The following is a 24,152-nucleotide window of genomic DNA, read 5'->3' on the forward strand; positions in this document are numbered from 1 at the left end:
AAAATGGAGATCGCACACATAGCCATCTGGACCGAACGACTGGAGGAGTTGCGGGATTTCTATGTCCGCTACTTCGGAGGTGTCAGCAACGGCAAATACACGAATCCGGACAAAGGGTTCGAATCCTATTTCGTGGCGTTCGGCGGAGGGTGCCGGCTGGAACTGATGCGCCGAACGGACATCCAGGGCCGCAACTCGGCCACGCAGCTGGGACTGTGCCACCTGGCTTTCGAACTCGGCAGCCGCGAAGAGGTGCTCACGCTGACCGAGCGGCTCCGCAGCGACAATCACCCGATTCTCGGCGAGCCCCGCATCACAGGCGACGGCTATTTCGAGAGTGTCGCGGCCGATCCGGACGGAAACCAGATCGAACTTACCTGCAAACAGACACCATGAACGCCAGAGACCTTCGCATCGTATTCATGGGCACGCCCGAATTCGCCGTGCCGTCGCTGCGGGCGCTCGTCGCCGGCGGCTACAATGTCGTGGGGGTGGTGACTTCGCCCGACAAACCCGCCGGACGCGGGCAGAAACTCCACCAGAGCGAGGTTAAGACCGCAGCTCTGGAGCTGGGTCTGCCGGTCTTGCAGCCCGAAAAGCTGAAAGCCCCGGAGTTCGTCGGGGCCTTCGAGGCGCTGCGGCCCGACCTGGGCATCGTGATCGCCTTCCGCATGCTTCCCAAAGTCGTCTGGGCCATGCCGCGGCTGGGAACCTTCAACCTCCACGCCTCGCTGCTGCCCCAGTACCGCGGGGCCGCGCCGATCAACTGGGCGATCATCAACGGCGAGACCGAAACGGGCGTCACGACGTTTCTCCTCAACCACGAGATCGACAAGGGCGGCATCATCGGGCAGGTCCGGGTCCCGATCCTTCCGGAAGACAACGTCGGCACGCTTTACGAAAAGCTGATGACCACCGGAACGTCGCTGGTGACCGAGACCGTCGACCGCATCGCCGCCGGGGACATCCAGCCCGTCGAACAACAGCACATCGACGAGGCGACGCTGCGGCCTGCACCGAAGATTTTCAAGGAGGACTGCCGGATCGACTGGGAGAAGCCGGGCCGCGAGATCGTGAATTTCGTCCGCGGGCTGTCGCCCTATCCGGCGGCGTGGACCGAGATGTACCGCGAGGGCGACGACGAGGCGTCGAGCGCCAAGATTTTCTCGGCGTCGTTCGAACCCTCGGCCCACGGCGAAGCGAGCGGCACGCTCCAGAGCGACGGAAGGACCTTTATCCGCGTGGCGTGCGCCGACGGATGGATCGTCCTCGGGGAATTACAGATAGCAGGCAAAAAACGGCTCGCAGTGCGCGAACTGCTCCTGGGATGGCGCGACGTACAGCAATGCCGTTTCCGGAAATAGGACGGAGCGCCGGCTTTACGGACCGTCCCGGATCGCAGGGAAAACGAATATACATGTCCCGATAAAAAAGGCTTCCCCACAGGGAAGCCTTTTTTTGTTTTACGCTCCGAAGGCGTCAGACCTTCTCGCCGAGCTTCTGTTCGATCTCCTCTTTCGGGAGCGGCTTGGTGCAGAAGAACCAGTCGTAGCACTTCGCCCCTTCGGGAGTCTTCTCCTGGTCGTCGCCTTTCATCGGCACGATCACCTCGTCGCCCGGATGCCAGTCGGCGGGCAGCGCGATGCCGAAGGCGTCGATGGTCTGCAAACCCACCAGAACCCGCCTGATCTCGTCGAAATTGCGGCCCAGAGCCAGCGGATAGTAAATCATCGCCCGCAGCACACCCTTCGGGTCGACGAAAAACACGGCACGCACGGCGGCGGTCTGGCTCTCTCCGGGCTGGATCATGCCGTAGAGCGACGCTACCTTCATCGAAACGTCGTCGATGATCGGAAACCCGACCTTCACATCCTTCATGCCCTTGTACTCGATCTTCTCGCGAATGGTCTTGAGCCATGCGATATGACTGTTGCGGCTGTCGATGGACAAACCCACCAGTTCGCAGTTCAGCGCCCGGAACTCTTCGGTACGCGCCCCGAAGGTGAGTATTTCGGTGGTGCAGATCGGGGTGAAATCGGCAGGGTGGCTGAAAAGAATCACCCATTTGCCTTTGTAATCGGCCGGGAAAGAGATCTTCCCCCGCGTCGTCATGGCCTCGAATGCCGGAACCGGCTCGCCGAGCCGCGGCAGTTGCTGTTCGTTCTTTTCCATAAATCGGAGTTTTTAAAAGTTTATACCCGGACATGCAAAGTCGATGCCCTGTCGGAATTCACTTTCCAAGATACGGAATTTGCCGGTAACATTACACACCGATTTCCCGCCGCACACGAAAGCGTATACACAAACGGCGGTTTCGGATAGGCGGGCAGCATTTCCGGACTTCCGAATAAAATAAAAAGACATCCGATTTCATTCCTCCGAAAAGATTCGTATATTTGTACGAAGAACCCTAAACCCGTAGCCTATGGTCAGATAACAAACCGAACACCATCCCGATCCAACCGCGCCGCGGCATTCCCGGCGCATACATATAAAAAGCGTTAGCTTTATTTCTTGCTATTGAAACTTCGACAATTTCACAGCTGACAAGAGTAAAGTGTAAACGCTCACGTTTCTACGTGGGCTTTACTCATTTATTTGTCAGCAAGGTAGTCGAAGACCTCAATAGCAAATAACGGTTTAGCCTGCGTTTTTTATATGCCTGTTCCAAAAGTCTATCATCAAATCAACGACACACCATGAAAACAAAATTCTTTTTACTCATAGGCATATTCACCCTTGCGCTGACCGCCTGCGGAGGCGACGACAACGGCGACGACCCGACGAAACCGCTGGACAATGCTACAATTTCCTTTACGAAAATGGCGAACTGCCCCGACGCGGAGGTAGACCAGGCAATCGTTTGGAAGGGCGCAATTTATTATGTGAATCGCACCTCTTTTCTGCGCTATACTCCGGCAAAAAACGAGTGGCAAAGCCTCGCACCCGCTCCCTCCACCAACCTGTTCGTATGGCAGGATAAACTATATTGCTTCTATAACAGCAGCGATAAACAGATTTATGTTTATGCCGATACAACTGACTCTTGGGAAATAGCCGACGATATTCCAATATTTAACGAAGACGGCAACAGAACAAATGGAATATACAAAGCCGGGAACAAATTATTTGCCGACATCTCCTGCGGAAGCTATTATACCTATCATGTCTATCTACCCGAGAGCAAACAATGGAAAAATCTCAAACAAAACTTAAATTTTGATTTCCTACAATATGCATGTCAGATTGGTGATAAAGTTTATTATAACACAAGCTTGGCCATTTTCCAGTTCGATCCAGAAAGCTGTATTACAACACAAAAATTATCCATTTCAAGACCAAGTTACAGTACAGGAGGCAAACTCGCCGTCTGTTCATATAATCCACAGCAAATGCTTTATACTCTCTCCGGAGGAAAAAACGGAGATTACAGAGTAACAACAGGCATTTATACACCTTCGACGAATGAATATAGCGAAAAGGTTTTCGGCAACAATCCCCATGGATTGACCGAAGTAACGATAGCAGATATTCCAATGGCGATCAACCTACTCACTTATTTCGACGGCCGGTTTTTCGTCGGGCCGAACAACGCGGCATTCTATGAATTAAAAATCAAATAAGCCCCCGCCACAAAACAAAGAAAGCGCCCCTGGGGCGCTTCTTTGTTCTTCATATCGTGTCGCCGGATTACCGCTTGCGGATAATCTCGCCGCCGTGACGGATAGCCTCCTCGTTGGCCGGGAGCATCTTCCACGCACGCTCGGGAAGCGACTTTTTCAGGCCCACCATCACGTTCTCCATCGCGACCACGGGGCGCACCTTGAGGTAACCGCCCAGGATCATCGTGTTGAACAGCTTGGCCTGGCCCATCTTCGCGCACTCGGCCGTGGCGTCGATCGCATAGACTTCGATGTCCTTGCGCACGGGGTGCCGCGTGATGCCGTTCGTGTCGTAGATCAGCACGCCGCCTGGCTTGACCATCGGCTCGAACTTCTCCATCGACTGCTGGTTCAGGATGATCGCCGTGTCGAACTCGTGCGCGATGGGCGACGAAATCTTCCGGTCGGAGAGAATCACCGTCACGTTGGCCGTACCGCCGCGCATCTCGGGACCGTAGGAGGGCATCCACGTCACCTCGAAGTCCTGCATCACCCCCGAGTAAGCCAGAATCTTACCCATCGAGAGGACGCCCTGTCCTCCGAACCCTGCAATTATCAACGTCTCTTTCATAGCGTTACTCTTTTTTAACATCTTTAATGTCGCCCAGCGGATAGAAGGGCAGCATGTTCTCGGCCAGCCAGTCGTTCGAAGCCACGGGTGAGAGTTTCCACCCGCTGTTGCAGGTCGAGACGACCTCCACGAGCGAAAAGCCGTTGCCGGCCATCGAATTCTCGAACGCCTTGCGGATCGCCTTCTTGCACTTGCGCACGTTGGCCGCCGTATGCACGCTCTGCCGCGTGATGTAGGTCGTGCCGTCGAGGTGGGCCATCATCTCGGCGATCTTGTAGGGATAGCCGTTCAGCCGCGGATCGCGCCCATAGGGAGTCGTCGCGGTCTTCATGCCCACGAGGGTCGTCGGGGCCATCTGGCCGCCGGTCATGCCGTAGATCGCATTGTTGATGTAGATGGCCACGACGTTCTCGCCGCGCGCCGCCGCATGAATCGACTCCGCCGTGCCGATGGCCGACAGGTCGCCGTCGCCCTGGTAGGTGAAGACCAGATTCTGCGGCCAGAGTCGCTTCACAGCCGTAGCGACGGCCAGAGCGCGTCCGTGGGCCGCCTCGATCCAGTCGATGTCGATGTAATTGTAGGCGAACACCGAGCAGCCCACGGGCGAAACGCCCACGGTCTTCTCCGCGAGTCCCATCTCCTCGACGACCTCGGCGATGAGTTTGTGCACCGTGCCGTGGCTGCAGCCCGGGCAGTAGTGCATGACGTTATCGGTGATGAGTTTCGGTTTCGCGTAAACCAGATTCTCCGTTTTCTTTTCAACCTCTGCCATCGTCTTCTACTTTTTAATCAGTTTTTCCTTGAGCGCCTCGAGCACTTCGTCCGGGTTGAACAGCATGCCGCCCTGACGCCCGTAATGCTCGACGGGGGCCTTGCCGTTGACGGCCAGCCGCACGTCCTCGACCATCTGCCCGGCATTGAGTTCCGCCGAGAGGAATCCCTTGACGCCCCGCGCGGCCATCTCGGCAAGCTGCTTCTTGGGGAAAGGGTAGAGGGTGATCGGACGCAGCAGGCCGACCTTCAGCCCCTCGGCGCGGGCCATTTCGACCGTCGCCGAGCAGATGCGGGCCGACGAGCCGAAGGCCACGATGACGTAGTCAGCGTCGTCGCACTCGATGGCTTCGTAACGCACCTCGTTCTCTTCCAGCGCCTTGTATTTCTCCTGCAACCGCTTGTTGATGACTTCCATCTTCTCCGACTGCAATTCGAGCGAGGTCACGATGTTGCGCGGCCGGCCGGCGGGTTTGCCCTGCGCGGCCCACGTGCCGCACTCGGCCCGCAGCTCCTCGTCGGTCTTGCGCGGACGCTGGGGTGCGAGCACCACCTTCTCCATCATCTGACCGATGGCACCGTCGGCAAGGATCAGCGCCGGATTGCGGTATTTGAACGCGAGGTCGAACGCCTCGAACACATGGTCGTGCATCTCCTGCACGGAGTTGGGAGCCAGCACGATCAGGTGGAAATCGCCGTGGCCGCCGCCCTTGCAGGCCTGGAAATAGTCGCCCTGCGAAGGCTGGATCGTACCCAGGCCCGGACCGCCGCGCTGAACGTTGACGATCAGGCAGGGCAGTTCGGCGCCCGCCAGGTAGCTCAGCCCCTCGGACATCAGGCTGATGCCGGGGCTGGACGAGGAGGTCATCACCCGTTTTCCGGTCGAGGCTCCGCCGTAAACCATGTTGATCGAAGAGATCTCCGACTCGGCCTGCAAAACGACCATGCCCGTGGTCTCCCACGGCTTGAGTTCCATGAGGGTTTCCATCACCTCCGACTGCGGGGTGATGGGATATCCGAAATATCCGTCGCAACCGTAGCGAATGGCCGCATGGGCGATCACTTCGTTGCCTTTCATCAGTTTCACTTCCTTCTCTGCCATAGCTTACTCGAATTTTTGACGATAAACCGTAATGCAGCTATCCGGACAAATCACCGCGCAGGAGGCACAGCCCGTGCAGGCATCGGGATTGACCATCCGCGCAACGGGATAACCTTTGCTGTTGACCTCCGCCGACAGCGCGAGCACGTCGCACGGGCAGGCGGACGCACAGACCCCGCACCCCTTGCAGCGCTCCTTGTCGACAACGATTGTTCCTTTGATTTTTGCCATAACGTCCTTGTTATTGTTAAGTTGCTTACAAATATACGAAATAATCGGATAAAAACGATCCGGATTGCAACATTTCTTTCGGCATAAACGACAAACGAAAAGCAGAAAATCCGCATGCTCCCGCGCGAACTCCCTGCATACAAAACCGTTCGGACGTCATTCGGCCTTCGGGTCGGGACCGTATTTGCACCCCGGACGGACAGAACCGGACGGAAAGCAGTTTGCAATCCAGTCCAAAGGCGGTTCAGGATTCCGCAAGTTTCCCGCAAAAAAGGGCCGCCTCAACGGGCGGCCCTTGTCGATTATTTTTCGTCGAACGAGTGAATCACCACCCCCGAGCGCAGTTTGGGCTCGAACCACGTGGTCTTCGGCGGCATGATGTTGCCCGTATCGGCAATGTTGATCAGCTGCTGCATCGAAACGGGGTAGAGGGCGAACGCCGCCTTCATCTCCCCGCTGTCCACGCGGCGCTTCAACTCGCCCAGCCCGCGGATTCCGCCCACGAAGTCGATCCGCTTCGAAGTCCGCAGATCCTTGATGTCCAGAATCCGGTCCAGCACCAGGTTCGACAGCACCGTGACATCCAGCACGCCGATCGGGTCGTTGTCGTCGTACGTGCCCGGCTTGGCCGTCAGGCTGTACCAGCGGCCTTCGAGATACATCGAGAAGTTGTGCAGCGCCGCGGGGCGGTACTCCTCCGTACCCTTGTCCTCGACCGTGAACGACTCCTCCAGCTTCTCGAGCAGCTCCGCGGGCGTCAGGCCGTTGAGGTCCTTCACCACGCGGTTGTAGTCGATGATGCGGAGCTGGCCCGCCGGAAAGGTCACGGCCAGGAAATAGCAGTACTCCTCGCAGCCCGTATGGCCCGGGTTATTGGCGCGGCACTCCTGTCCCACGCGCGCCGCGGCGGCCGTGCGGTGGTGTCCGTCGGCGACGTACAGCGCCGGGATGCCTGCGAAAATCTCCGTGATGCGGTCGTTGGTCTTCCGGTCGCGGATCACCCACAGCCGGTGTCCGAAGCCGTCGGCGGCCGTGAAATCGTACTCCGGGGCGTTGTTCTTCACCACGTCGGCGACGATGGCGTCGATCTCGGCGTCGTCGGGGTAGGCGAAGAACACCGGCTCGATGTTGGCCTTCTGGTTGCGGACGTGGATCATGCGGTCCTCCTCCTTGTCGGGACGCGTCAGTTCGTGCTTCTTGATCGCCCCCGAGAGGTAGTCCTCGAAATGGCAGCACATCGCAAGGCCGTACTGCGTGCGGCCCTCCATCGTCTGCGCATATATATAGTAGTACTCTTCGGGGTCCTGCCGCAGCCAGCCCTCGGACTGCCAGCGGCGGAAATTCTCGACCGCCTTGTCGTAAACGGGTTGCGAATGCTCGTCGGCGATAGGCTCGAAGTCGATCTCGGGTTTGATGATGTGCAACAGCGAGCGCTCGGTGGCTTCGGACTTCGCCTCGGCGGAGTTGAGTACATCGTAGGGACGCGAAGCCACCTCGGAGGCATGCTCCTTCGGGGGACGGACTGCGCGGAAAGGTTTTATTCTAACCATAATGCATCGGTTGTTTTAAGGCGAAAAAGCGGGTCCGTCATATGAGATATGCGCACCCGCCTTTTCGCACGGTTGGTTTCTATTTGTTGACCTGGAAACGGGTGTTGCCGTTTTTCAGGAAGTCCACGATCTGGTTGGCGGCCGCGAGTCCCGCGTTGACATTGGCCTCGGCGGTCTCGGCGCCCATCTTCTTCGCCGTGGCGAAAACCCGCTTGCCGAACTTCTCGTCCAGCTCGGCCTGGTTGCCGGCGGCGATGTCGGTGATGTATTTCAGGTCCTCGCGCTCGGTCATGGCACGCACTACGCCCTCCTCGTCGATCACCTCCTTGCGGGCGGTGTTGACCAGCGTGGCGCCCTTGGGCATCGACATCATCAGGTCGTAGCCGATCGAGCCTTTCGTCTCCGTCGTGGCGGGAATGTGCAGCGACAGGAAGTCGGAAACGCGGTACAGTTCCTCGACCGTCGCCACCTTCTTCACGCCGTCGGCCTCGAAGACCGCCCCGTCGGTGATGAACGGATCGTACGCAACAACATGCATGCCCAACGCCTTGCCCTTGCGGCCCACCAGCCTGCCGACGTTGCCGTAGGCATGGATGCCGAGGGTCTTGCCCTGGATTTCCGTGCCCGTGCCCGGCGTGAACCGGTTGCGCGACATGAAGACCATCATGGCCAGCGCCAGTTCGGCCACGGCGTTGGAGTTCTGGCCCGGGGTGTTCATCACCACGATGCCCCGCGCCGAAGCCGCCGCGAGGTCCACGTTGTCGTAACCCGCGCCGGCACGGACCACGATCTTCAGGTTCTTCGCCGCGGCGATGACCTCGGCGGTCACCTTGTCGCTGCGGACGATCAGCGCGTCGACGTCGGCCACGGCCTCGAGCAGCTGGCTCTTGTCAGTGTATTTTTCGAGCAGCGCCAGTTCGTATCCGGCGTCCTCGACGATCTTACGGATTCCGTCCACGGCCTTTTTGGCGAAGGGCTTTTCCGTTGCAACCAGTATTTTCATAGTTTCGATCAATGACGTGAAATAAATATCCTGTTCTCTTTTTGTCTCCCGCATCAGCGGGACGATGGTCGGACACATCGGGGTTATTTCTTATGCGCCTCGGCGAACTCCCGCATGCAGGCCACCAGAGCCTCGACGCTCTCCTTCGGCAGGGCGTTGTAGCACGACGCGCGGAAGCCGCCCACCAGGCGGTGGCCCTTGATGCCGACCATGCCGCGGCTCTTGGCGAACTCCATAAACTCGGGAGCCAGCTCCTCGCAGCCCTCGGCCATCACGAAGCAGATGTTCATCAGCGAACGGTCCTCCTTTTCGACCGTTCCGCGGAAGAGCGGGTTGCGGTCGATCTCGTCGTAGAGCAGCGCGGCCTTCTCTTTGTTGCGGCGGTAGATTTCGTCGACGCCGCCGATCGACTTGAGCCACTTCAGGGTCTCCTTCAGGACGTAGATCGGGAACACGGGAGGGGTGTTGAACATCGAGTTGTTCTCGACGTGAGTGCGGAACGACATCATCGTCGGCAGGTCGCGGACGATCCTGTCCAGCATGTCCTCGCGGATGATGGCGAACGCCACGCCCGCGGGAGCCAGGTTCTTCTGCGCGCCGCCGTAGATCATGGCGTATTTCGAAACGTCCACCGGGCGCGAGAGGATGTCCGAAGACATGTCGGCGATCAGGGGCACGGGCGACGAGAGGTCCTCGTGGTACTCCGTGCCGTAGATCGTATTATTAGAGGTGATATGCACATAGTCCAGGTCGGCGGGAATGGCGAAACCCTTGGGGATATAGGTGAAGTTCCTGTCCTCGGACGAAGCCAGCACTTCCACTTCGCCGTAACGTTTCGCCTCCTTGATGGCCTTCTTGGCCCAGACACCCGTATTCACATAACCGGCCTTCTTACCCAGGAAGTTGGCGGGGATTTCGAAGAAGTAGGTACTTGCACCGCCCCCCAGATAGATGATCTTGTAGTTGTCGGGAATGTGGAGCAACTCGCGGAAAAGAGCGTCGGCCTCGGCCATCACGTCGTCGAAATCCTTCGTCCGGTGCGAGATCGAGAGCAGCGAAAGACCCGATCCGTTGAAGTCGAGAATTGCCTTGGCTGCATTTTCGATGACCTCGTCCGCCAGAATGGAAGGTCCCGCATTGAAATTGTGCTTTTTCATAATAATTCGTATGTGATTTGAATGATCTGACTCCTAACTGTTAGTTTACTAACACAAATATAAATAAAAAAATTTCATAAATACAAATATAGCCAAATAAATTTCAATCCGCAGGAAGAATGCGTCTCTTTTTGGATTGTTTTTATTAATTTTGCCGGGAATAAACCCCGGTCCCGGACAGGGCGGCCCGGCGGAACGGACAAATCCGGCTCCGCCACCGGTTTGCGTTGTCCCGGCCGGAAACACAAGTTCCCATACACATGGTAAAATCAATGACCGGCTTCGGCAAAGGCGAGGCCACACTCCGAAATAAGAAAATCACGGTCGAGATCCGCTCGCTGAACTCCAAGCAGCTGGACCTCTCGCTGCGGCTACCGGCAGTCTACCGGCAGTCGGAATACGAAATCCGCAACCTGATCGCCCGCACGATCCAGCGAGGCAAGGTCGACGTCTTCGTCTCGGTCGAGTCGCAGTCCGTCGAGACACCGGCGCGCATCAACCGCGAGGTGTTCCGCGAATACCTCCGCCAGATGAACGACACGCTTTCGTTCTCGGGCATCGACGCCGGCTACGACGCCATCCTGCCGGTGATCATGCGCCTTCCGGACGTCGTGGCGACCGAGGCCGAAGCCATCTCCGAGGAGGAGCACGCCGGGCTGATCGCAGCCGTGGAGGCCGCCGCCGCGCAACTCGACGCCTTCCGGGCGCAGGAAGGCGCCATCCTGATCGCCGACCTGCTACGCCGCGTGGAGCTGATCGAACAGTACCGGGAGGAGGTCGTGCCCTTCGAGAAAGCCCGCACCGAGACCGTCAAGGCCCGCATTCTGGACAACCTCTCGAAACTGGCCGTCGACGTGGACCGCAACCGCCTGGAGCAGGAGATGATCTTCTACCTCGAAAAACTCGACATCACCGAGGAGAAGGTGCGCCTCACGAACCACTGCAACTACTTCCGCGAAGTGGCCTCTTCGGAGGAGGGCGCAGGGCGCAAGCTGGGCTTCATCGCGCAGGAGATGGGCCGCGAAATCAACACGATGGGTTCGAAGGCCAATGAGCCGAACATCCAGATTCTCGTGGTCAAGATGAAGGACGAGCTGGAGAAGATCAAGGAACAGGTGTTGAACATATTGTAGAAATATCCGGACGGATTCCGGCTGACAACCCGGTCGCATGCGATAAGCCCCTCCCGAGGGAGGGTTTTGGAGCGGGGTCAGACTTGTAAACGACGCCAACGGCGGCGACAACAACAGGAGACCGGGTTGCTAACCGACATAAAATCAATCGCCATCTGATTATGGGTAAGGTAATCATATTCTCGGCCCCGAGCGGCTCGGGCAAAACCACTATCGTCCACCGGTTGCTGGAACGCTATCCGCAGTTCGAATTTTCCATCTCGGCGACCAGCCGCGCCCCCCGCGGCCAGGAACGCGACGGGGTGGACTACTACTTCCTCTCGCACGGGGAGTTCATGCAGGCCGTGGCCGAAAACCGCTTCGTGGAGTGGGAGGAGGTCTACAAGGGAACCTGCTACGGCACGCTGCGCTCGGAGGTGGAGCGCATCTGGGCCAAGGGCCATGTGATCGTCTTCGACGTCGACGTGGTCGGCGGCATCAACCTCAAGCGCATCTTCGGCGACGAGGCCTGCTCGGTGTTCATCATGCCGCCTTCGGTCGAGGAGCTGCGCCGACGGCTCGAAGGCCGCGGCACGGACGCCCCGGAGGTGATCGACCGCCGCGTGGCCAAGGCCGAATTCGAACTGACGAAAGCCCCCGAGTTCGACCACGTGGTGGTCAACGACTGCCTCGACGAGGCCGTGTGCGGCACGTGCAGCATCCTCGACCAATTCATCGCACGGTAGGATGAAACGGGTCATGCTCTATTTCGGGTCGTTCAACCCCGTGCACAAAGGCCACATCGCGCTGGCGGAATACGTCGTCGGGCAGGGTCTCTGCGACGAAGCCGTGCTGGTCGTTTCGCCCCAAAGCCCCTATAAACAAGCCGCGGAACTGGCTCCCGAGATGGACCGTTTCGAAATGGCCGAAATCGCCTGCGCGGCTTCGGCATATCCGGATAGAATCAAACCTTCGGTCGTGGAGTTTCTGCTACCGAAGCCCTCATACACAATAGATACCCTGCGTTACCTAAAGGAAAACTTCGGATCGGAGATGCAGTTCTCGATCCTGATGGGCAGCGACCAGATCGCACGCCTCCCGGGGTGGAAGGAGTATGAACGGATCCTCGAATACCCGGTTTACGTCTACCCGCGGCGCGGCGAACCGGCGGAAGGATTCGAAGGACGCATCACGCCGCTGACGGACGCCCCGTTGCAGGACTTCGCCTCGACCGACGTGCGCGACCGCATCGGGCGGGGCGAGGACGTCGCCGCCATGCTCGACGAAGGCGTCGCCGCCTACATCCGCCGCAAAGGACTGTGGAGTCCCGCGACGCGCATCGCGGCCCTCGGGGCGCAGATCGCCGCCGAACCCGAAAACACGGCGCTCTACGTCGAGCGCGGAAAACTCCACTACCGGATGGGCGAGTGGGGTCCGGCGCTCAACGACTTCAACGCCGCACTGCGCATCGACGCGGAGCACGTCGAAGCCAAGGAGTTCGCCCGGATGGTGCAGGAGATACTGGAATTCCGATACAAAGACATATACAACCCCTGAAATGACACGTTTGAAGATAGCCCTCCTGGCGGGCGGAGACTCGCCCGAACGGGGAATCGCCCTTCAGAGCGCCGCCCAGATCGAGGCGGCCCTCGACCACTCGAAATACGACATCACGGTCGTAGACCTCCACCGCCGCGACTGGCACTACACGGCCCCCGACGGGCGGCAGTGGCAGGTCGACAAGAACGACTTCTCGATCACCGTCGACGGCGTTCGCAAGCTCTTCGATTATGCCCTCATCATCATTCACGGCACACCGGGAGAGGACGGCAAACTGCAAGGCTACCTCGACATGATGGGCGTTCCCTATTCGTCGTGCTCGATGACCTCGTCAGTCATCACCTTCGACAAGATCACCACCAAACGCACGCTCGCGGGCCGTGTCAACCTGGCCCGCGAGGTGTTCCTGCGCCGCGGCGAAGCATTCGACCCGGCGCAGATCATCGCCGAACTGGGAATACCCCTGTTCGTGAAACCCAACGCCAACGGCTCGTCGTTCGGCGTGACGAAGGTGCACGCCCCGGAGGAGCTTCCGGCGGCCGTCGAAGCGGCATTCGCCCAGGGTGACGAGATTCTGATCGAGGAGTGCGTCACGGGCCGCGAAATGGGCTGCGGAATGCTCGTCGCCGGCGGGAGGGAGTATGTTTTCCCGATCACGGAGATCGTTTCCAAAAAAGATTTCTTCGACTACCAGGCCAAGTACACCGAAGGCTATTCGGACGAGATCACCCCGGCGGACATCACCCCGGAGGTGAAGGCCGAGCTGAACCGCATGACCCGCGAGGCGTACCGCACCTGCCGCTGCTCGGGCGTAGTAAGGGTGGACTTCATCGTCACCCCCGAGGGCGTGCCCTATTTCATCGAGCTGAACTCGATTCCCGGCATGAGCGCCGGAAGCATCGTCCCCAAGCAGGCCCGCGAAATGGGTATGTCGCTCGGGGAACTCTACGACATCATCATCGCCGACACCTGCCGCAAATGATCGAGATAGACGACAAAATCGTAAGCGCCGACCTGCTGCGCGAATGTTTCGCCTGCGACATCGCGCAGTGCAAAGGGATCTGCTGCGTCGAAGGCAACGCCGGGGCGCCGCTCGAAGCCGACGAGGTGGAGATCCTCGAACGCGAATACCCCAATTACAGGCCCTACATGACGGCGGAAGGCATCGGGGCCGTCGAACGGCAGGGATTCATGGTCGTCGACGAGGACGGCGACCTGACGACACCGCTGGTCAACGGAGCCGAGTGCGCCTATACCTACACGGAGAACGGCGTGACGCTCTGCGCCATCGAAAAGGCGTGGGCCGAAGGCAGGACCCCGTTCCGCAAGCCGATTTCGTGCCACCTCTATCCGATCCGCGTGATGCGTTTTTCGAACGGCACGGTGGGGCTCAACTACCACCGCTGGTCGGTGTGCGCCCCGGCCCGCCGGTGCGGCGCCAGGCTGGGCATCCCGGTCTACAAAGCCCTCCGGGAACCGATCGTCCGCCGTTTCGGCGAGGAATTCTACAAGGCGCTGGAAGCCGCCGAAGAACTGATCAGACAACAATAAGAGAAATAAGAGACTATGAAAAAATACATCCTTACCTGCATCGCCCTCTCGATGGTCTTCACCGCGACGGCCCGCAAGCCCAAAAACTCACGGACGGCCGACGCAGCGGCCCGCGAAATTGCCGCGGCCGATTCGCTCCGTTCGGTGGCGTTGCGGCAGGCCGCGCTGATCGACTCGCTGCAAAGCATCGTCCTCGTCGCAGACCGCACGGCCGGAGAGACAGAGGCCCCGGAACCCGCACCGGTCATCGACCCGGAGCAGGCCGCAGCGGATTCGGTGGCGGCGCTGCGCCTGCGCCTCCGTCCCACGAAAATCGAGTCCATCTTCGACACCAACGGCCTGACCGTGCTCGACACCCTGGCCACGGAAAACGACGCCGTGCAGGTGATACTGTACAGCAACAACAGCTGGAAATACATCCTCAACCGCGAGGTGGCCAAAGACAGCACGATTTTCGAGAAATACTGGGACACGACGACGCTCTTTCCCTACAAGGAGGTCGACATGTCGGGAATGCCCAAATCGGTGGTGATCGACCTCGTCGACTCGCTGACCAGCTACCATTGCCCCTATCAGGGTTCGGTACACCCGCGCGGCAAATACGGCCCGCGGCGCCGGCGCCAGCACCAGGGCGTGGACCTGCCGCTGAAGATGGGCGATCCGGTATACGCCACCTTCTGCGGCCGCGTGCGCATCTCGCAGTACAACAAGGGCGGCTACGGCAATCTGGTGATCATCCGCCACGACAACGGGCTGGAGACCTATTACGGCCACCTGTCGGAACGTCTGGTGGAACCCGACCAGTGGGTCGAGGCGGGGCAGATCATCGGTCTGGGCGGTTCGACGGGCCGTTCGACGGGTCCCCATCTCCATTTCGAAACCCGTTACTACGGGCAGTCGTTCGACCCCGAACGCCTGATCGACTTCAAGAACGGAACGCTGAACCGCGAGACCTTCCTCCTGAAGAAGTCGTTCTTCAGCATCTACTCCAACGCCGGGCAGGATTTCGAAGACGAGATCGCCAACGAGGAGCAGGACAAGAAGGAAGCCGCCGAGAAGGCCGCCATGAAATACTACAAGATCCGTTCGGGCGACACGCTGGGCGGCATCGCCCGCCGCTACGGAACGACCGTGACGAACCTCTGCCGCCTGAACGGCATCAAGTCGACCACCGTGCTGCGCATCGGACGCTCGCTGCGGGTGCGATAGGGCAGTCCCCGATACAGAAACCGCCGGAACTTTCGAAAAAGTCCGGCGGTTTTCCATTCGGACGCAAACGGCGTCGCTTCGTCCCGAAGCCCCAAAAAACGATTCCCGGCCCCGGGCGCAGAACCGGATGACAAGCGTCCCGAAGCCACCGTCCGCCCCTAAAACCCGCCTTTTAGGCGGGCGCAGAACCGGACAGGAAGCCGGAAGACTTGCCCATCGCTCCCTAAAACCCGTCTTTTAGACGGGTTTCTTGCGCTGAACGGCGTCGATGGCATCGATCACCGCACCGCGGAAGCCCTTGCGCTCCAGTTCGGCGACGCCCGCGATCGTCGTTCCGCCGGGCGAGCAGACGGCGTCCTTCATCGCACCGGGATGCTGCCCCGTGGCGAGCTGCAATTTCCCGGTCCCGACGATCATCTGGCCCGCCATGCAGTAGGCGTCGGCGCGCGCAACGCCGTGCTTGACGGCAGCGTCCCCGAGCGCCTCGATGAACATGGCGACGAACGCCGGACCGCAGCCGCAGACGGCACTCGATATGCCGAGCAGGGCGGTGTCCATCGGCAGGACGAGGCCGATCTTCGAAAAGAGCGCCTCCACCTGCCGCCACTCCCCGTCCGAAAGCGAATGGCGGCGTTCGCAGACGACGATGCCTTCGCAGACCGAAACGGGCGTGTTGGGAACGGTACTCAAATGGTGCGTGCCGGGGGCGAGCATCCGCTCGTAATCGTCGAACGTGACGCCCGCGGCCACCGAAACGACGATCTTACCCGCCAGTTGTTCCCGTACGGGCGTAAGCACCGCTTCGACCTGGTAGGGCTTCACGGCGACGACCACCAGATCGGCGAACGCGACGAGTGCCGCCGCATCGTCGAAAGCCCGGAAGCCCTGCGGCTCCGTATTGCGCTGCAATTTCACACGGTCGCGCGCGCACGCGCCGATGTCGCCGGGCCGCACGGCCCCCGAGCGGACAAACCCGCCCGCCATGGCCTGCGCCATATTTCCGAATCCGATAAAACCGATTTTCATATAAGTCTGGTATAATTTATCATTCGTGCAGCAACCACTCATAAAACGGGCTTCTTAAGCCCGCGCCGGCCGAATATCAACGAACCGACGCGCACCATCGTCGAACCGCACTCGACAGCCAGCGGATAGTCGTGCGACATGCCCATCGACAGCGTGTTGAACCGCGGCCCGAAGTAGGGTTGCAGCAGCTCGAAACAGCGTTTCAGCTCCATGAAATCACGGCGTATCGCCCCGCCGTCGTCGGTATTGGTGGCAATGCCCATCACGCCCCGCACGCAGACGTTCGGCATGCGGGCAAACGGGGCCGTGCGGACGTACTCCATCAGCCCGGCCATGTCCCAGCCCGTCTTGGTCTCCTCCTCGGCGACGCGGATCTCCAGAAGGATTTCGAGCGTCCGCCCGCACTTGGCCGCCTCGCGCTGGATCGCCTCGGCCAGCCGCGCGCTGTCGACCGAATGGATCAGCGCGACGAACGGGGCGATGTATTTGATCTTGTTGGTCTGCAGGTGGCCGATCATGTGCCACTCGATGTCCTTGGGCAGGGCTTCGTGTTTTTCGCGCAGTTCCTGCGGGCGGCTCTCGCCGAAAACGCGGTGGCCGGCGTCGTAGGCCTCGCGGATCGCCTCCGCAGGATGAGTTTTCGACACGGCCACCAGCGTGACGCCCCCGGGAAGCATCGAGCGCACGAACGACAGTTGACAAGCTATATCCGACATTGGTCTTTCAGTTTTACCCGGTAAAAATACGCAAAATTCGTACAACGTGAAACAGACCCGGGAAAAATCCGGACCTGCGACTCGTTTTTCTGCCCGAAAACCCTATTTCGCCACGACGATCTCCGAGCAGCCGAACTCCCCGGGAAGCGTCCGCTGCGTCTTCTTCAGCGCATCGTAGACGTGAATGCGGCGCGTGCCGTCCGCCTCGCACAGCAGGTAGATTTCCAGCGAATCCTTATCGGGAGCGTACTCCGTGACCGAAAGCGCCGTGCCCGGAACTTCAGCCAGCGTCTCGCCGAAAGCGCCGTCACCGGCAGCGTTGAACAGCCGCAGCTGCGTTTTGCCTCCGACCGAAACGGCATAGCCGCCCACCTGGTACAGTTTTTCCGGCTCGTCGGCCGGGGCTGCCACAGTCCGGAAGGGAATCATCGCATCGGCCCCGACGGCTTCGCCCGACCCCGATCCGCCGTAGACCCTCAACACCAGCGGAGCGCACGTCCCGTCGGCGTTGCGCTGCGCCAGCAGCAGTTCGGAACCGACCCGCACGAACGGCTGCACGGCCAGCGTCTGCACGACCTCCCCGGGTATCTGCCAGGAGACCGGGGAGACGGGCGAAGTGCGGGTCACGGTTTGCGTGGTCAGCGTCAGCCGCCCGGAATCGTAGTTCAGGAATCCCACGGAAGAGTCGGAAACCAGCCCGGCAAACAGATAATCGCCGAACCCGAAGTCGTTCCAGTACTTCATCGTCAGATCGACACCCACCGCCGAACCGGAGTACAGGCCGTAAATCCAGCCCGAGCCGGGAACGCCCACCGGGCAGGCGATTCCCCGACCGACGCCGAGCGTTTTGACCGGCGTTACGCCGCCCGTCGCCGGGTCGATCCGGTCGACGCGGGTTTCGTCCGTATCGAAAACCGAAAGGCCGTAGAGCGCCGCCTCCCCGGGCTGCCCGTCGGCGACCCGGATCTTACCCAGCGGCATCATCCTGCCCCGGCGGAACAACAGCACCCGGACCGTGGAAGCGGGGTAGTGCCCCGGGGCCAGGAAGGTGATACCCGTGGCCGTACGCGACGAGACGATCCCCCGCACGCCCTTGGCGTAGCCCTCCGGAGCGAACGCCCCGGAACCGTCCGTCCAGTAGATTTCGAGCATGATTTCATCGTCGGACTCGAACCCTTCGGCCGAGACGGTCACCTCGTCGCCGGGCGTAAAGACCCACGAATCGGGCGGCATGACGACGTTCTTCACGAAAACGGGAACCCGGTTCTTATCCGAAGAACAGGCCCCGAAAATCGCCCCGGAAAGGAGCAGGAACAGAATCCTTTTCATTCAAGCATTTGAATTTCATATTTTTACCTCCGCTCCGGGGGGGGGCATTTCCGGGATATGCAGTACGCGCATCCGATTACAAAGATAGCGTTTTTCTACCGTTTCCGCATCGTTTCCCATCTTTGGGACCGGTGCCGCAACGACGCTTTCAGTAAATCGGAAGGTTTTGCCGGGCCGGACGCGCTTCCGTTTGCACCTGTCCGACTTTTTTTTGCCCGACCGCATGCAATTCGGTTTTGCATCTGTCCGACTTTTTACTATCTTTGGTGTCAAAACCCGAAAAACAATGAAAAAACTCCGATTGATTCTTGCAGCGACAGCCGTATGCGCATACGGCGCGGCGTCGGCCTGCACCAATTTCATCGTCACCCGAGGAGCTTCGACCGACGGTTCGGTGATGGTCACCTATGCGGCGGACTCCCACGCGCTCTACGGCGCGCTGTACCACACCCCCGGCGGCAAGCACAAGTCCGGGGCGATGCTGCCCGTCTACGAATGGGACACGGGCCGTTACCTGACGGACATCCCGCAGGTCAAAGAGACCTGGTCGACCATCGGCAACATGAACGAGCATTCGCTCATCATCGGCGAAACGACCTACGGAGGCCGTCCCGAACTGGAGGACTCGACGGGCCGCATGGACTACGGATCGCTGATATACATTACGTTGCAGCGGGCCAGGACCGCCCGCGAGGCCATCGGCGTGATCGCCGAGCTGGCCGACACCTACGGCTATGCGTCGAGCGGCGAGTCGTTCTCGATCGCCGACCCGAACGAGGCGTGGATCATGGAGCTGATCGGCAAGGGCTGCAAGCTCGACAAAAAGGGCCGGAACACCCGCAAAGGCATCGTCTGGGTGGCGCGCCGCATTCCCGACGGCTATGTCTCGGCCCACGCCAACCAGGCCCGCATCACCACCTTCCCGAAGGACGATCCCGAGAACTGCCTCTACTCCCCGGACGTGATCTCGTTCGCCCGTGAGATGGGTTACTACGACGGCCCGGACGCCGATTTCAGCTTCTGCGACGCCTATGCGCCGCTCGACTTCGGCGCCATGCGCGCCTGCGAAGCCCGCGTGTGGGCCTTCTTCCGCACCGTGGCCGACGACATGGACCGATACACCGACTACGCGATGGGCCACAACAAGGACAACCGCATGCCGCTGTGGGTGAAGCCCCGCGCGAAGGTGTCGCCCAAAACGGTCTTCGACTGCATGCGCGACCACTACGAAGGAACTCCGATGGACATGACCGCCGACATCGGCGCCGGAGGCCACAACTGTCCCTACCGCTGGCGCCCGATGGAGTTCGAGGTCGACGGCGTGAAGTACGTCAACGAGCGCGCCACGGCCACCCAGCAGACCGGATTCTGGTTCGTGGCGCAGGCCCGGCCTGGCGTGACAGACGACATGGGCATCCTCTGGTTCGGCGTGGACGACGCGGCCACCTCGTGCCTGACGCCGATCTTCTGCTCGGCACAGGAGGTTCCCGAGTGCTTCCGCGAGGGCAACGGCTCGATGCTCGAATATTCGCCCACGTCGGCGTTCTGGCTCTTCAACCGCACGACCAATTTCGCCTACATGCGGTATGACATGATCTCGGCGGACATCCGCAAGGTCGCGGACAAGTGGGAGAACGACATGCTCCGCAACGTGCAGGCGCTCAACGCCAAAGTCGGCAAAATGTCGCCCGGGGCACGGCGCGGCTACCTCACGGAGCTGAGCGTTTCGACGGCACAGCAGCTTTTCGACCGCTGGCAGAAACTCAATGGCTACCTGCTGGTGAAATACATGGACGGCAATGTGAAGAGCGAGCACGGCGACGTGCTGTCGTTCCTCGACGGCGACGGCGGCCCGGCGCATTTCGTCGACAACGGCAACGGCAAACAGATCCCCGGCAAAATTCAGTTCCCGGGCTACAACGAGAAGTGGAAACGCGCCGTGGCGGCCGATAACGGAGAAGTCTTAAAAGCAGTAAAATAATGCAGTACGACATCATCATCGTGGGCAGCGGCCCCGGAGGTTATGTGGCGGCGATCCGTGCCGCGCAATTAGGCAAAAAGGTGGCGCTCGTGGAGCGCGCCGAACCGGGAGGCGTCTGCCTCAACTGGGGCTGCATCCCGACCAAGGCGCTGCTCAAGAGCGCGCAGGTCTACGGATACTGCAAAAATGCGGAGCATTACGGACTGGAAGCGTCCGGAGAGATCCGGCCGAATCTGGAAAAGATCGTGGCGCGTTCACGCGGCGTGGCCGAGACCATGTCGAAGGGCGTGCAGTTCCTGCTGAACAAGAACAACATCGACCTGATCCCCGGATTCGGGCGCCTCACGGCCCCGGGACGACTCGACGTGGACGGCACGGAGTACGAGGCCGACCACATCGTCCTCGCCACGGGAGCCAGGCCGCGCGAAATGCCCTTCATGCCCGTAGACGGCGAGCATGTGATCTCCTCGCGGCAGGCGCTGACGCTCACGCGCCTGCCCGAATCGATGATCGTCGTAGGCTCGGGAGCCATCGGCAGCGAATTCGCGTGGTTTTACGCCGCGCTGGGCGTGCGGGTCACCATCGTCGAATACATGCCCCGCATGATGCCGCTCGAAGACGAGGAGGTGTCGAAGACCATGGAGCGCACGTTCCGCAAACTGCGCGCGACGGTGCTCACGGCAACCACGGTAAAAGCCGTGAAGGTCAATGCCGAAGGGCTTTGCGAAGTGGAGGTCGAAGGCAAAAAGGGCGCGGAAACGCTCACGGCGGAGATCGTGCTGTCGGCCGTGGGCATCAAGTCCAACATCGAAGGCATCGGACTCGAAGAGCTGGGCGTCGCCACGGAGCGCGACAAGATCGTCGTGGACGCGTTCTACCGCACCAACGTCCCGGGCATCTACGCCATCGGCGACATCGTGCCGGGTCCGGCGCTGGCGCACGTGGCTTCGGCCGAGGCCGTCTGCTGCGTGGAGTCCATCTGCGGACTCGACCCCGCGCCGGTGGACTACACGACCATTCCGTCGTGCATCTTCACACAGCCCGAGGTGGCGTCGGTCGGCATGACCGAGCGGCAGGCCGAGGAGCGCGGCATCGCCTATAAGGCAGGGCGTTTCCCCTTCACCGCATCGGGCAAGGCCACGGCGGCGGGCGACCGCGACGGATTCGTCAAACTGCTCTTCGACGCGGAGGACCGCCTGCTGGGGGCGCACATGGTCGGGGCTTCGGTGACCGAGATGCTGGCCGAGCCGACGCTGGCGCGCACGCTGGGCGCCACGGCCCACCGGATAGCCCGCACGATCCACGCCCATCCGACGATGAACGAGGGCATCATGGAGGCCGCCGAAGCGGCGATGGGCGCGGCGATCCATCTCTGACAGCCGAACCGTCCCGATAAGCCGAACCGCCCCTGCCGCACAACATAGCGGCAGGGGCGGTTCGATTCAAGGCACGGTCCTTTCAAATCTTTCAGACCCGCAGCGTCACGACAAAGCGCGCGCCCTGCGTATAGGAAGTGTCGAGGCGTATCTCCCCGCCCGACTTCCGGGCGATCAGCCGACAGAGGCTCAACCCCAGCCCGAGGCCCTGCGCAAAGGGATCGGCCTTGTAGAACCGCTCGAAAACCCGTTCCGCATCCGCAGGGTCGATGCCGCAGCCCGTATCGGTCACCGAGAGGGTCAACAGGCCGTTCCCGGCACAGCCGCAGGCGACCGTGACCGAACCCTTCGGGGTGAATTTGACGGCGTTCTTGAGCAGTTCGCGGATCAGTTCCGTCACATAGCCGCGGTGGAGCGGCACGACGATCTCCGGCCCGGCGAAATCCATCCGGTATTCGACCCCGTCCTTCGGCGGCAGGCGCTCGATCTCGGTGCGGATGAGCTGGCAGATGTCCACCGGCATCTTGGGCAGCTCCGCAACCGTATTGTCCAGCTGCGAGACTTCGAGCATGTCGTTGATCAGAGCCGTAAACAACTGCGTGTTGTCGCGGATGATCTGCGCGAATTCGACGCTCTCCTCCTTCGAAAGCCCGCCTTCGGCGATCAGTTCGGCAAAACCGTTGATGGCGTTCAGCGGCGTACGGATCTCGTGGCTCATCGAACCCATGAAATCGCGTTTGAGGCGGTCGCTCTCCAGCGCCCGCTGGGATTCGATGCGCAGGTTGTGCTCCAAATGCTTGATGCGCGTGAGGTTACGCCACAGATAGACCACCGCGACGATGGCGATGGCCAGGATGACTGCAATGAACCACAGCAGGTTACGGCGTTTCTGGGCCAGCAGCAGCGCCCGGTCGCGCTCGACCTTGTCCAGCCCGTACTGCACTTCCAGTTCGCCCACGCGCTGCGCATATTGCAGCGACGCAAGGGAGTCGCGCACGGCGATCACCTCCCTATACGCGCCGCCGGCCTCCTTGTAGCGCCCCATGCGTTCGTAGAGATTCGCCCGCCGGGCATACATGTCCGCCAGCTGCGCCGACATGCCTGCGGGGCGCGAAACCAGGATCAGCGAATCGTTGTAAACCATCGCATTGGCGTAATCGCCCCAGTGTTCGTAATAGGAAACGCTGATATTGTAGAACCAGTGCCGGTCCAGCAGCATGTTGTCCTGCGACGAGGAGCTCTCCACGAAACGGCGGTAGCGGTCGTAATAGGCGCCGGCCCGCTGGCGGTCGATCAGCGGCGAGGTGCACATCGTATAGTAGCAGACCAGGTAGGACATCTCCTTGGGAATGTAGGGGCGGCGGCGCACGACCTCCGGATCGAGGTAATAGGCGTCGAGCATCGCCAGGTAGTCGTCGGCGGTGCGCACCAGAGCGTCGCGGTCCCTCGTGGTGCCGTACACCGAGATCAGGCAGGTAATCAGGTTGGCGTGGAAATTCCGCCGCGCGGTGGGCCGCATCTTCGGCAGCAGGGCGGCTTCGTCGGTCCAGTAGGGGAGTCCGCGCTCCATGTGCATCCGGCCCTCGGCCGAACCGAGTTTATAGGCGGCGATGCCCTTCAGAAAGAGCTGGGAAGCCTCGTCGCAGACCGTATGCGGCGGGCTGGTGCGGACCGAGTCGACGTAGTCCTGGCACAGCCGCACGGACTCCTCCGTCCCGGCGACCTGAATCCGGCGCGCCATGTCCACCATGCGGTAATAGGCCGGAAGTCCCTCCATGCTGCTGCCTTCCAGCAGCGGCTCCACGGCGCGGAGCAGTTTTCCGAGCGAGTCGGCCGATCCGGGACGGGCGATGTAATAGGAAGCCAGCGAACCGAGCGACGACCCGACGGCGAAGGCGTCGCCTGCGGCAAAGGCCTCGTCGAAGAGTTTGCGCGCATAGAACATTTCGTCCTCCGACGAATCGGTCAGGTCCTTGAGGTTGAGCAGGATGTCCACCCGCCTCCGCGCATCGCCCTCGGCGGCGTACGCGCCTTTGAGCGAATCGATCAGACGGTCTTTGGGAAATGCGGACGCCGAGGCGGTGAAGCCTACGCAAAGCAGCATCCACAGCAATTTAGTCATAAGCCGGGTATTGTTCATCAAATGTAGGCAAAAAAAACGAGGATTCAAACCGCCGCGTTAAAATGTGGAGTTTATGTGCCGCTTCCGAATGCGGACCACGGGAAAAACAGGCGGCGGACCCGA

Annotated in this window: 23 protein-coding genes; 11 read left to right on the forward strand and 12 right to left on the reverse strand. The window is 60.6% G+C overall.

From position 1 onward, the window contains the following. Positions 1-3 precede the first annotated feature (3 nt). A complete protein-coding gene (locus tag ACGHP5_RS16150; protein ID WP_295900789.1) occupies positions 4-396 on the forward strand; it encodes a VOC family protein in 393 nt (130 codons plus the stop codon). Continuing rightward, positions 393-1,364 (forward strand): methionyl-tRNA formyltransferase, encoded by a 972-nt coding sequence (gene fmt / locus ACGHP5_RS16155; protein WP_337772219.1) that lies wholly within the window; start codon positions 393-395, stop codon positions 1,362-1,364. The genes ACGHP5_RS16150 and fmt overlap by 4 nt, the downstream gene beginning before the upstream one ends. Before the next feature lie 115 nt (positions 1,365-1,479). Here the strand turns inward: fmt and ACGHP5_RS16160 are convergent, their stop codons facing one another. Then, on the reverse strand, positions 1,480-2,172 hold the full coding sequence (locus ACGHP5_RS16160; protein WP_290531974.1) for a peroxiredoxin: 693 nt from the start codon (positions 2,170-2,172) through the stop codon (positions 1,480-1,482). 527 nt (positions 2,173-2,699) lie between these two features. Between ACGHP5_RS16160 and ACGHP5_RS16165 the strand changes: the two genes are divergently transcribed. Continuing rightward, positions 2,700-3,623, forward strand: coding sequence for a hypothetical protein (locus ACGHP5_RS16165; protein ID WP_290531975.1), 924 nt, complete (start codon positions 2,700-2,702; stop codon positions 3,621-3,623). A 67-nt stretch (positions 3,624-3,690) separates the two neighbouring features. Here the strand turns inward: ACGHP5_RS16165 and ACGHP5_RS16170 are convergent, their stop codons facing one another. The 7 genes from ACGHP5_RS16170 to serC form a co-directional block, all read right to left on the reverse strand. Next, positions 3,691-4,233 carry a 2-oxoacid:acceptor oxidoreductase family protein gene (locus ACGHP5_RS16170; protein WP_015546220.1) on the reverse strand — a complete coding sequence of 181 codons (543 nt, stop codon included), beginning with the start codon at positions 4,231-4,233 and terminating at the stop codon, positions 3,691-3,693. A 4-nt stretch (positions 4,234-4,237) separates the two neighbouring features. Further along, the gene (locus ACGHP5_RS16175; protein WP_290531976.1) at positions 4,238-5,005 is read right to left on the reverse strand and encodes a thiamine pyrophosphate-dependent enzyme; all 768 of its coding nucleotides are present in this window, start codon (positions 5,003-5,005) and stop codon (positions 4,238-4,240) included. Between the two features lie 6 nt (positions 5,006-5,011). Beyond that, on the reverse strand, positions 5,012-6,106 hold the full coding sequence (locus ACGHP5_RS16180) for a 3-methyl-2-oxobutanoate dehydrogenase subunit VorB (RefSeq protein WP_290531977.1): 1,095 nt from the start codon (positions 6,104-6,106) through the stop codon (positions 5,012-5,014). 3 nt (positions 6,107-6,109) lie between these two features. After that, positions 6,110-6,337 carry a 4Fe-4S binding protein gene (locus ACGHP5_RS16185; protein ID WP_290531978.1) on the reverse strand — a complete coding sequence of 76 codons (228 nt, stop codon included), beginning with the start codon at positions 6,335-6,337 and terminating at the stop codon, positions 6,110-6,112. Positions 6,338-6,639: 302 nt separating this feature from the next. Continuing rightward, on the reverse strand, positions 6,640-7,887 hold the full coding sequence (locus ACGHP5_RS16190) for a DUF1015 domain-containing protein (protein ID WP_390567700.1): 1,248 nt from the start codon (positions 7,885-7,887) through the stop codon (positions 6,640-6,642). Between the two features lie 79 nt (positions 7,888-7,966). Beyond that, the gene (locus ACGHP5_RS16195) at positions 7,967-8,890 is read right to left on the reverse strand and encodes a 3-phosphoglycerate dehydrogenase (RefSeq protein WP_295900818.1); all 924 of its coding nucleotides are present in this window, start codon (positions 8,888-8,890) and stop codon (positions 7,967-7,969) included. Positions 8,891-8,973: 83 nt separating this feature from the next. Beyond that, the gene (gene serC, locus ACGHP5_RS16200; protein ID WP_290531981.1) at positions 8,974-10,047 is read right to left on the reverse strand and encodes a 3-phosphoserine/phosphohydroxythreonine transaminase; all 1,074 of its coding nucleotides are present in this window, start codon (positions 10,045-10,047) and stop codon (positions 8,974-8,976) included. A 272-nt stretch (positions 10,048-10,319) separates the two neighbouring features. Between serC and ACGHP5_RS16205 the strand changes: the two genes are divergently transcribed. The 6 genes from ACGHP5_RS16205 to ACGHP5_RS16230 all read left to right on the forward strand — a co-directional run bounded on the left by ACGHP5_RS16205 (position 10,320) and on the right by ACGHP5_RS16230 (position 15,479). After that, complete coding sequence (locus ACGHP5_RS16205) at positions 10,320-11,180, forward strand: YicC/YloC family endoribonuclease (protein ID WP_290532070.1); 861 nt, start codon at positions 10,320-10,322, stop codon at positions 11,178-11,180. 161 nt (positions 11,181-11,341) lie between these two features. Next, positions 11,342-11,905: a guanylate kinase gene (gmk, locus tag ACGHP5_RS16210; RefSeq protein WP_290531982.1), complete on the forward strand. Its 564-nt coding sequence runs from the start codon at positions 11,342-11,344 to the stop codon at positions 11,903-11,905. Between the two features lies 1 nt (position 11,906). Continuing rightward, on the forward strand, positions 11,907-12,716 hold the full coding sequence (locus ACGHP5_RS16215; RefSeq protein WP_390567703.1) for an adenylyltransferase/cytidyltransferase family protein: 810 nt from the start codon (positions 11,907-11,909) through the stop codon (positions 12,714-12,716). A 1-nt stretch (position 12,717) separates the two neighbouring features. Continuing rightward, the gene (locus tag ACGHP5_RS16220) at positions 12,718-13,701 is read left to right on the forward strand and encodes a D-alanine--D-alanine ligase family protein (RefSeq protein WP_290531984.1); all 984 of its coding nucleotides are present in this window, start codon (positions 12,718-12,720) and stop codon (positions 13,699-13,701) included. Beyond that, positions 13,698-14,270: a DUF3109 family protein gene (locus ACGHP5_RS16225; protein WP_390567705.1), complete on the forward strand. Its 573-nt coding sequence runs from the start codon at positions 13,698-13,700 to the stop codon at positions 14,268-14,270. Before ACGHP5_RS16220 ends, ACGHP5_RS16225 begins: the two co-directional genes overlap by 4 nt. 15 nt (positions 14,271-14,285) lie before the next feature. Then, the gene (locus ACGHP5_RS16230; RefSeq protein WP_390567707.1) at positions 14,286-15,479 is read left to right on the forward strand and encodes a peptidoglycan DD-metalloendopeptidase family protein; all 1,194 of its coding nucleotides are present in this window, start codon (positions 14,286-14,288) and stop codon (positions 15,477-15,479) included. Positions 15,480-15,716: 237 nt separating this feature from the next. Here ACGHP5_RS16230 and proC read toward each other — a convergent pair whose 3' ends face one another. The 3 genes from proC to ACGHP5_RS16245 all read right to left on the reverse strand — a co-directional run bounded on the left by proC (position 15,717) and on the right by ACGHP5_RS16245 (position 18,550). Next, positions 15,717-16,505, reverse strand: coding sequence for a pyrroline-5-carboxylate reductase (gene proC, locus ACGHP5_RS16235; RefSeq protein WP_390567709.1), 789 nt, complete (start codon positions 16,503-16,505; stop codon positions 15,717-15,719). Between the two features lie 38 nt (positions 16,506-16,543). Then, on the reverse strand, positions 16,544-17,221 hold the full coding sequence (locus ACGHP5_RS16240; RefSeq protein WP_390567711.1) for a YggS family pyridoxal phosphate-dependent enzyme: 678 nt from the start codon (positions 17,219-17,221) through the stop codon (positions 16,544-16,546). 102 nt (positions 17,222-17,323) lie between these two features. Then, on the reverse strand, positions 17,324-18,550 hold the full coding sequence (locus ACGHP5_RS16245; protein ID WP_390567713.1) for a WD40-like domain containing protein: 1,227 nt from the start codon (positions 18,548-18,550) through the stop codon (positions 17,324-17,326). Positions 18,551-18,836: 286 nt separating this feature from the next. On the opposite strand from ACGHP5_RS16245, the gene ACGHP5_RS16250 reads away from it, so the two are divergent. Both ACGHP5_RS16250 and lpdA read left to right on the forward strand, forming a co-directional pair. After that, positions 18,837-20,531 carry a C69 family dipeptidase gene (locus tag ACGHP5_RS16250; RefSeq protein ID WP_337757509.1) on the forward strand — a complete coding sequence of 565 codons (1,695 nt, stop codon included), beginning with the start codon at positions 18,837-18,839 and terminating at the stop codon, positions 20,529-20,531. Continuing rightward, a complete protein-coding gene (gene lpdA / locus ACGHP5_RS16255) occupies positions 20,531-21,907 on the forward strand; it encodes a dihydrolipoyl dehydrogenase (RefSeq protein ID WP_390567716.1) in 1,377 nt (458 codons plus the stop codon). The genes ACGHP5_RS16250 and lpdA overlap by 1 nt, the downstream gene beginning before the upstream one ends. A 91-nt stretch (positions 21,908-21,998) precedes the next feature. Here lpdA and ACGHP5_RS16260 read toward each other — a convergent pair whose 3' ends face one another. Then, entirely contained in the window at positions 21,999-24,029 is a 2,031-nt protein-coding gene (locus ACGHP5_RS16260; protein ID WP_390567718.1) for a sensor histidine kinase, read from the reverse strand. Positions 24,030-24,152 lie beyond the last annotated feature (123 nt).

This window comes from Alistipes sp. i18-0019-D1 (genome assembly GCF_042852885.1).
GTDB lineage: Bacteria > Bacteroidota > Bacteroidia > Bacteroidales > Rikenellaceae > Alistipes.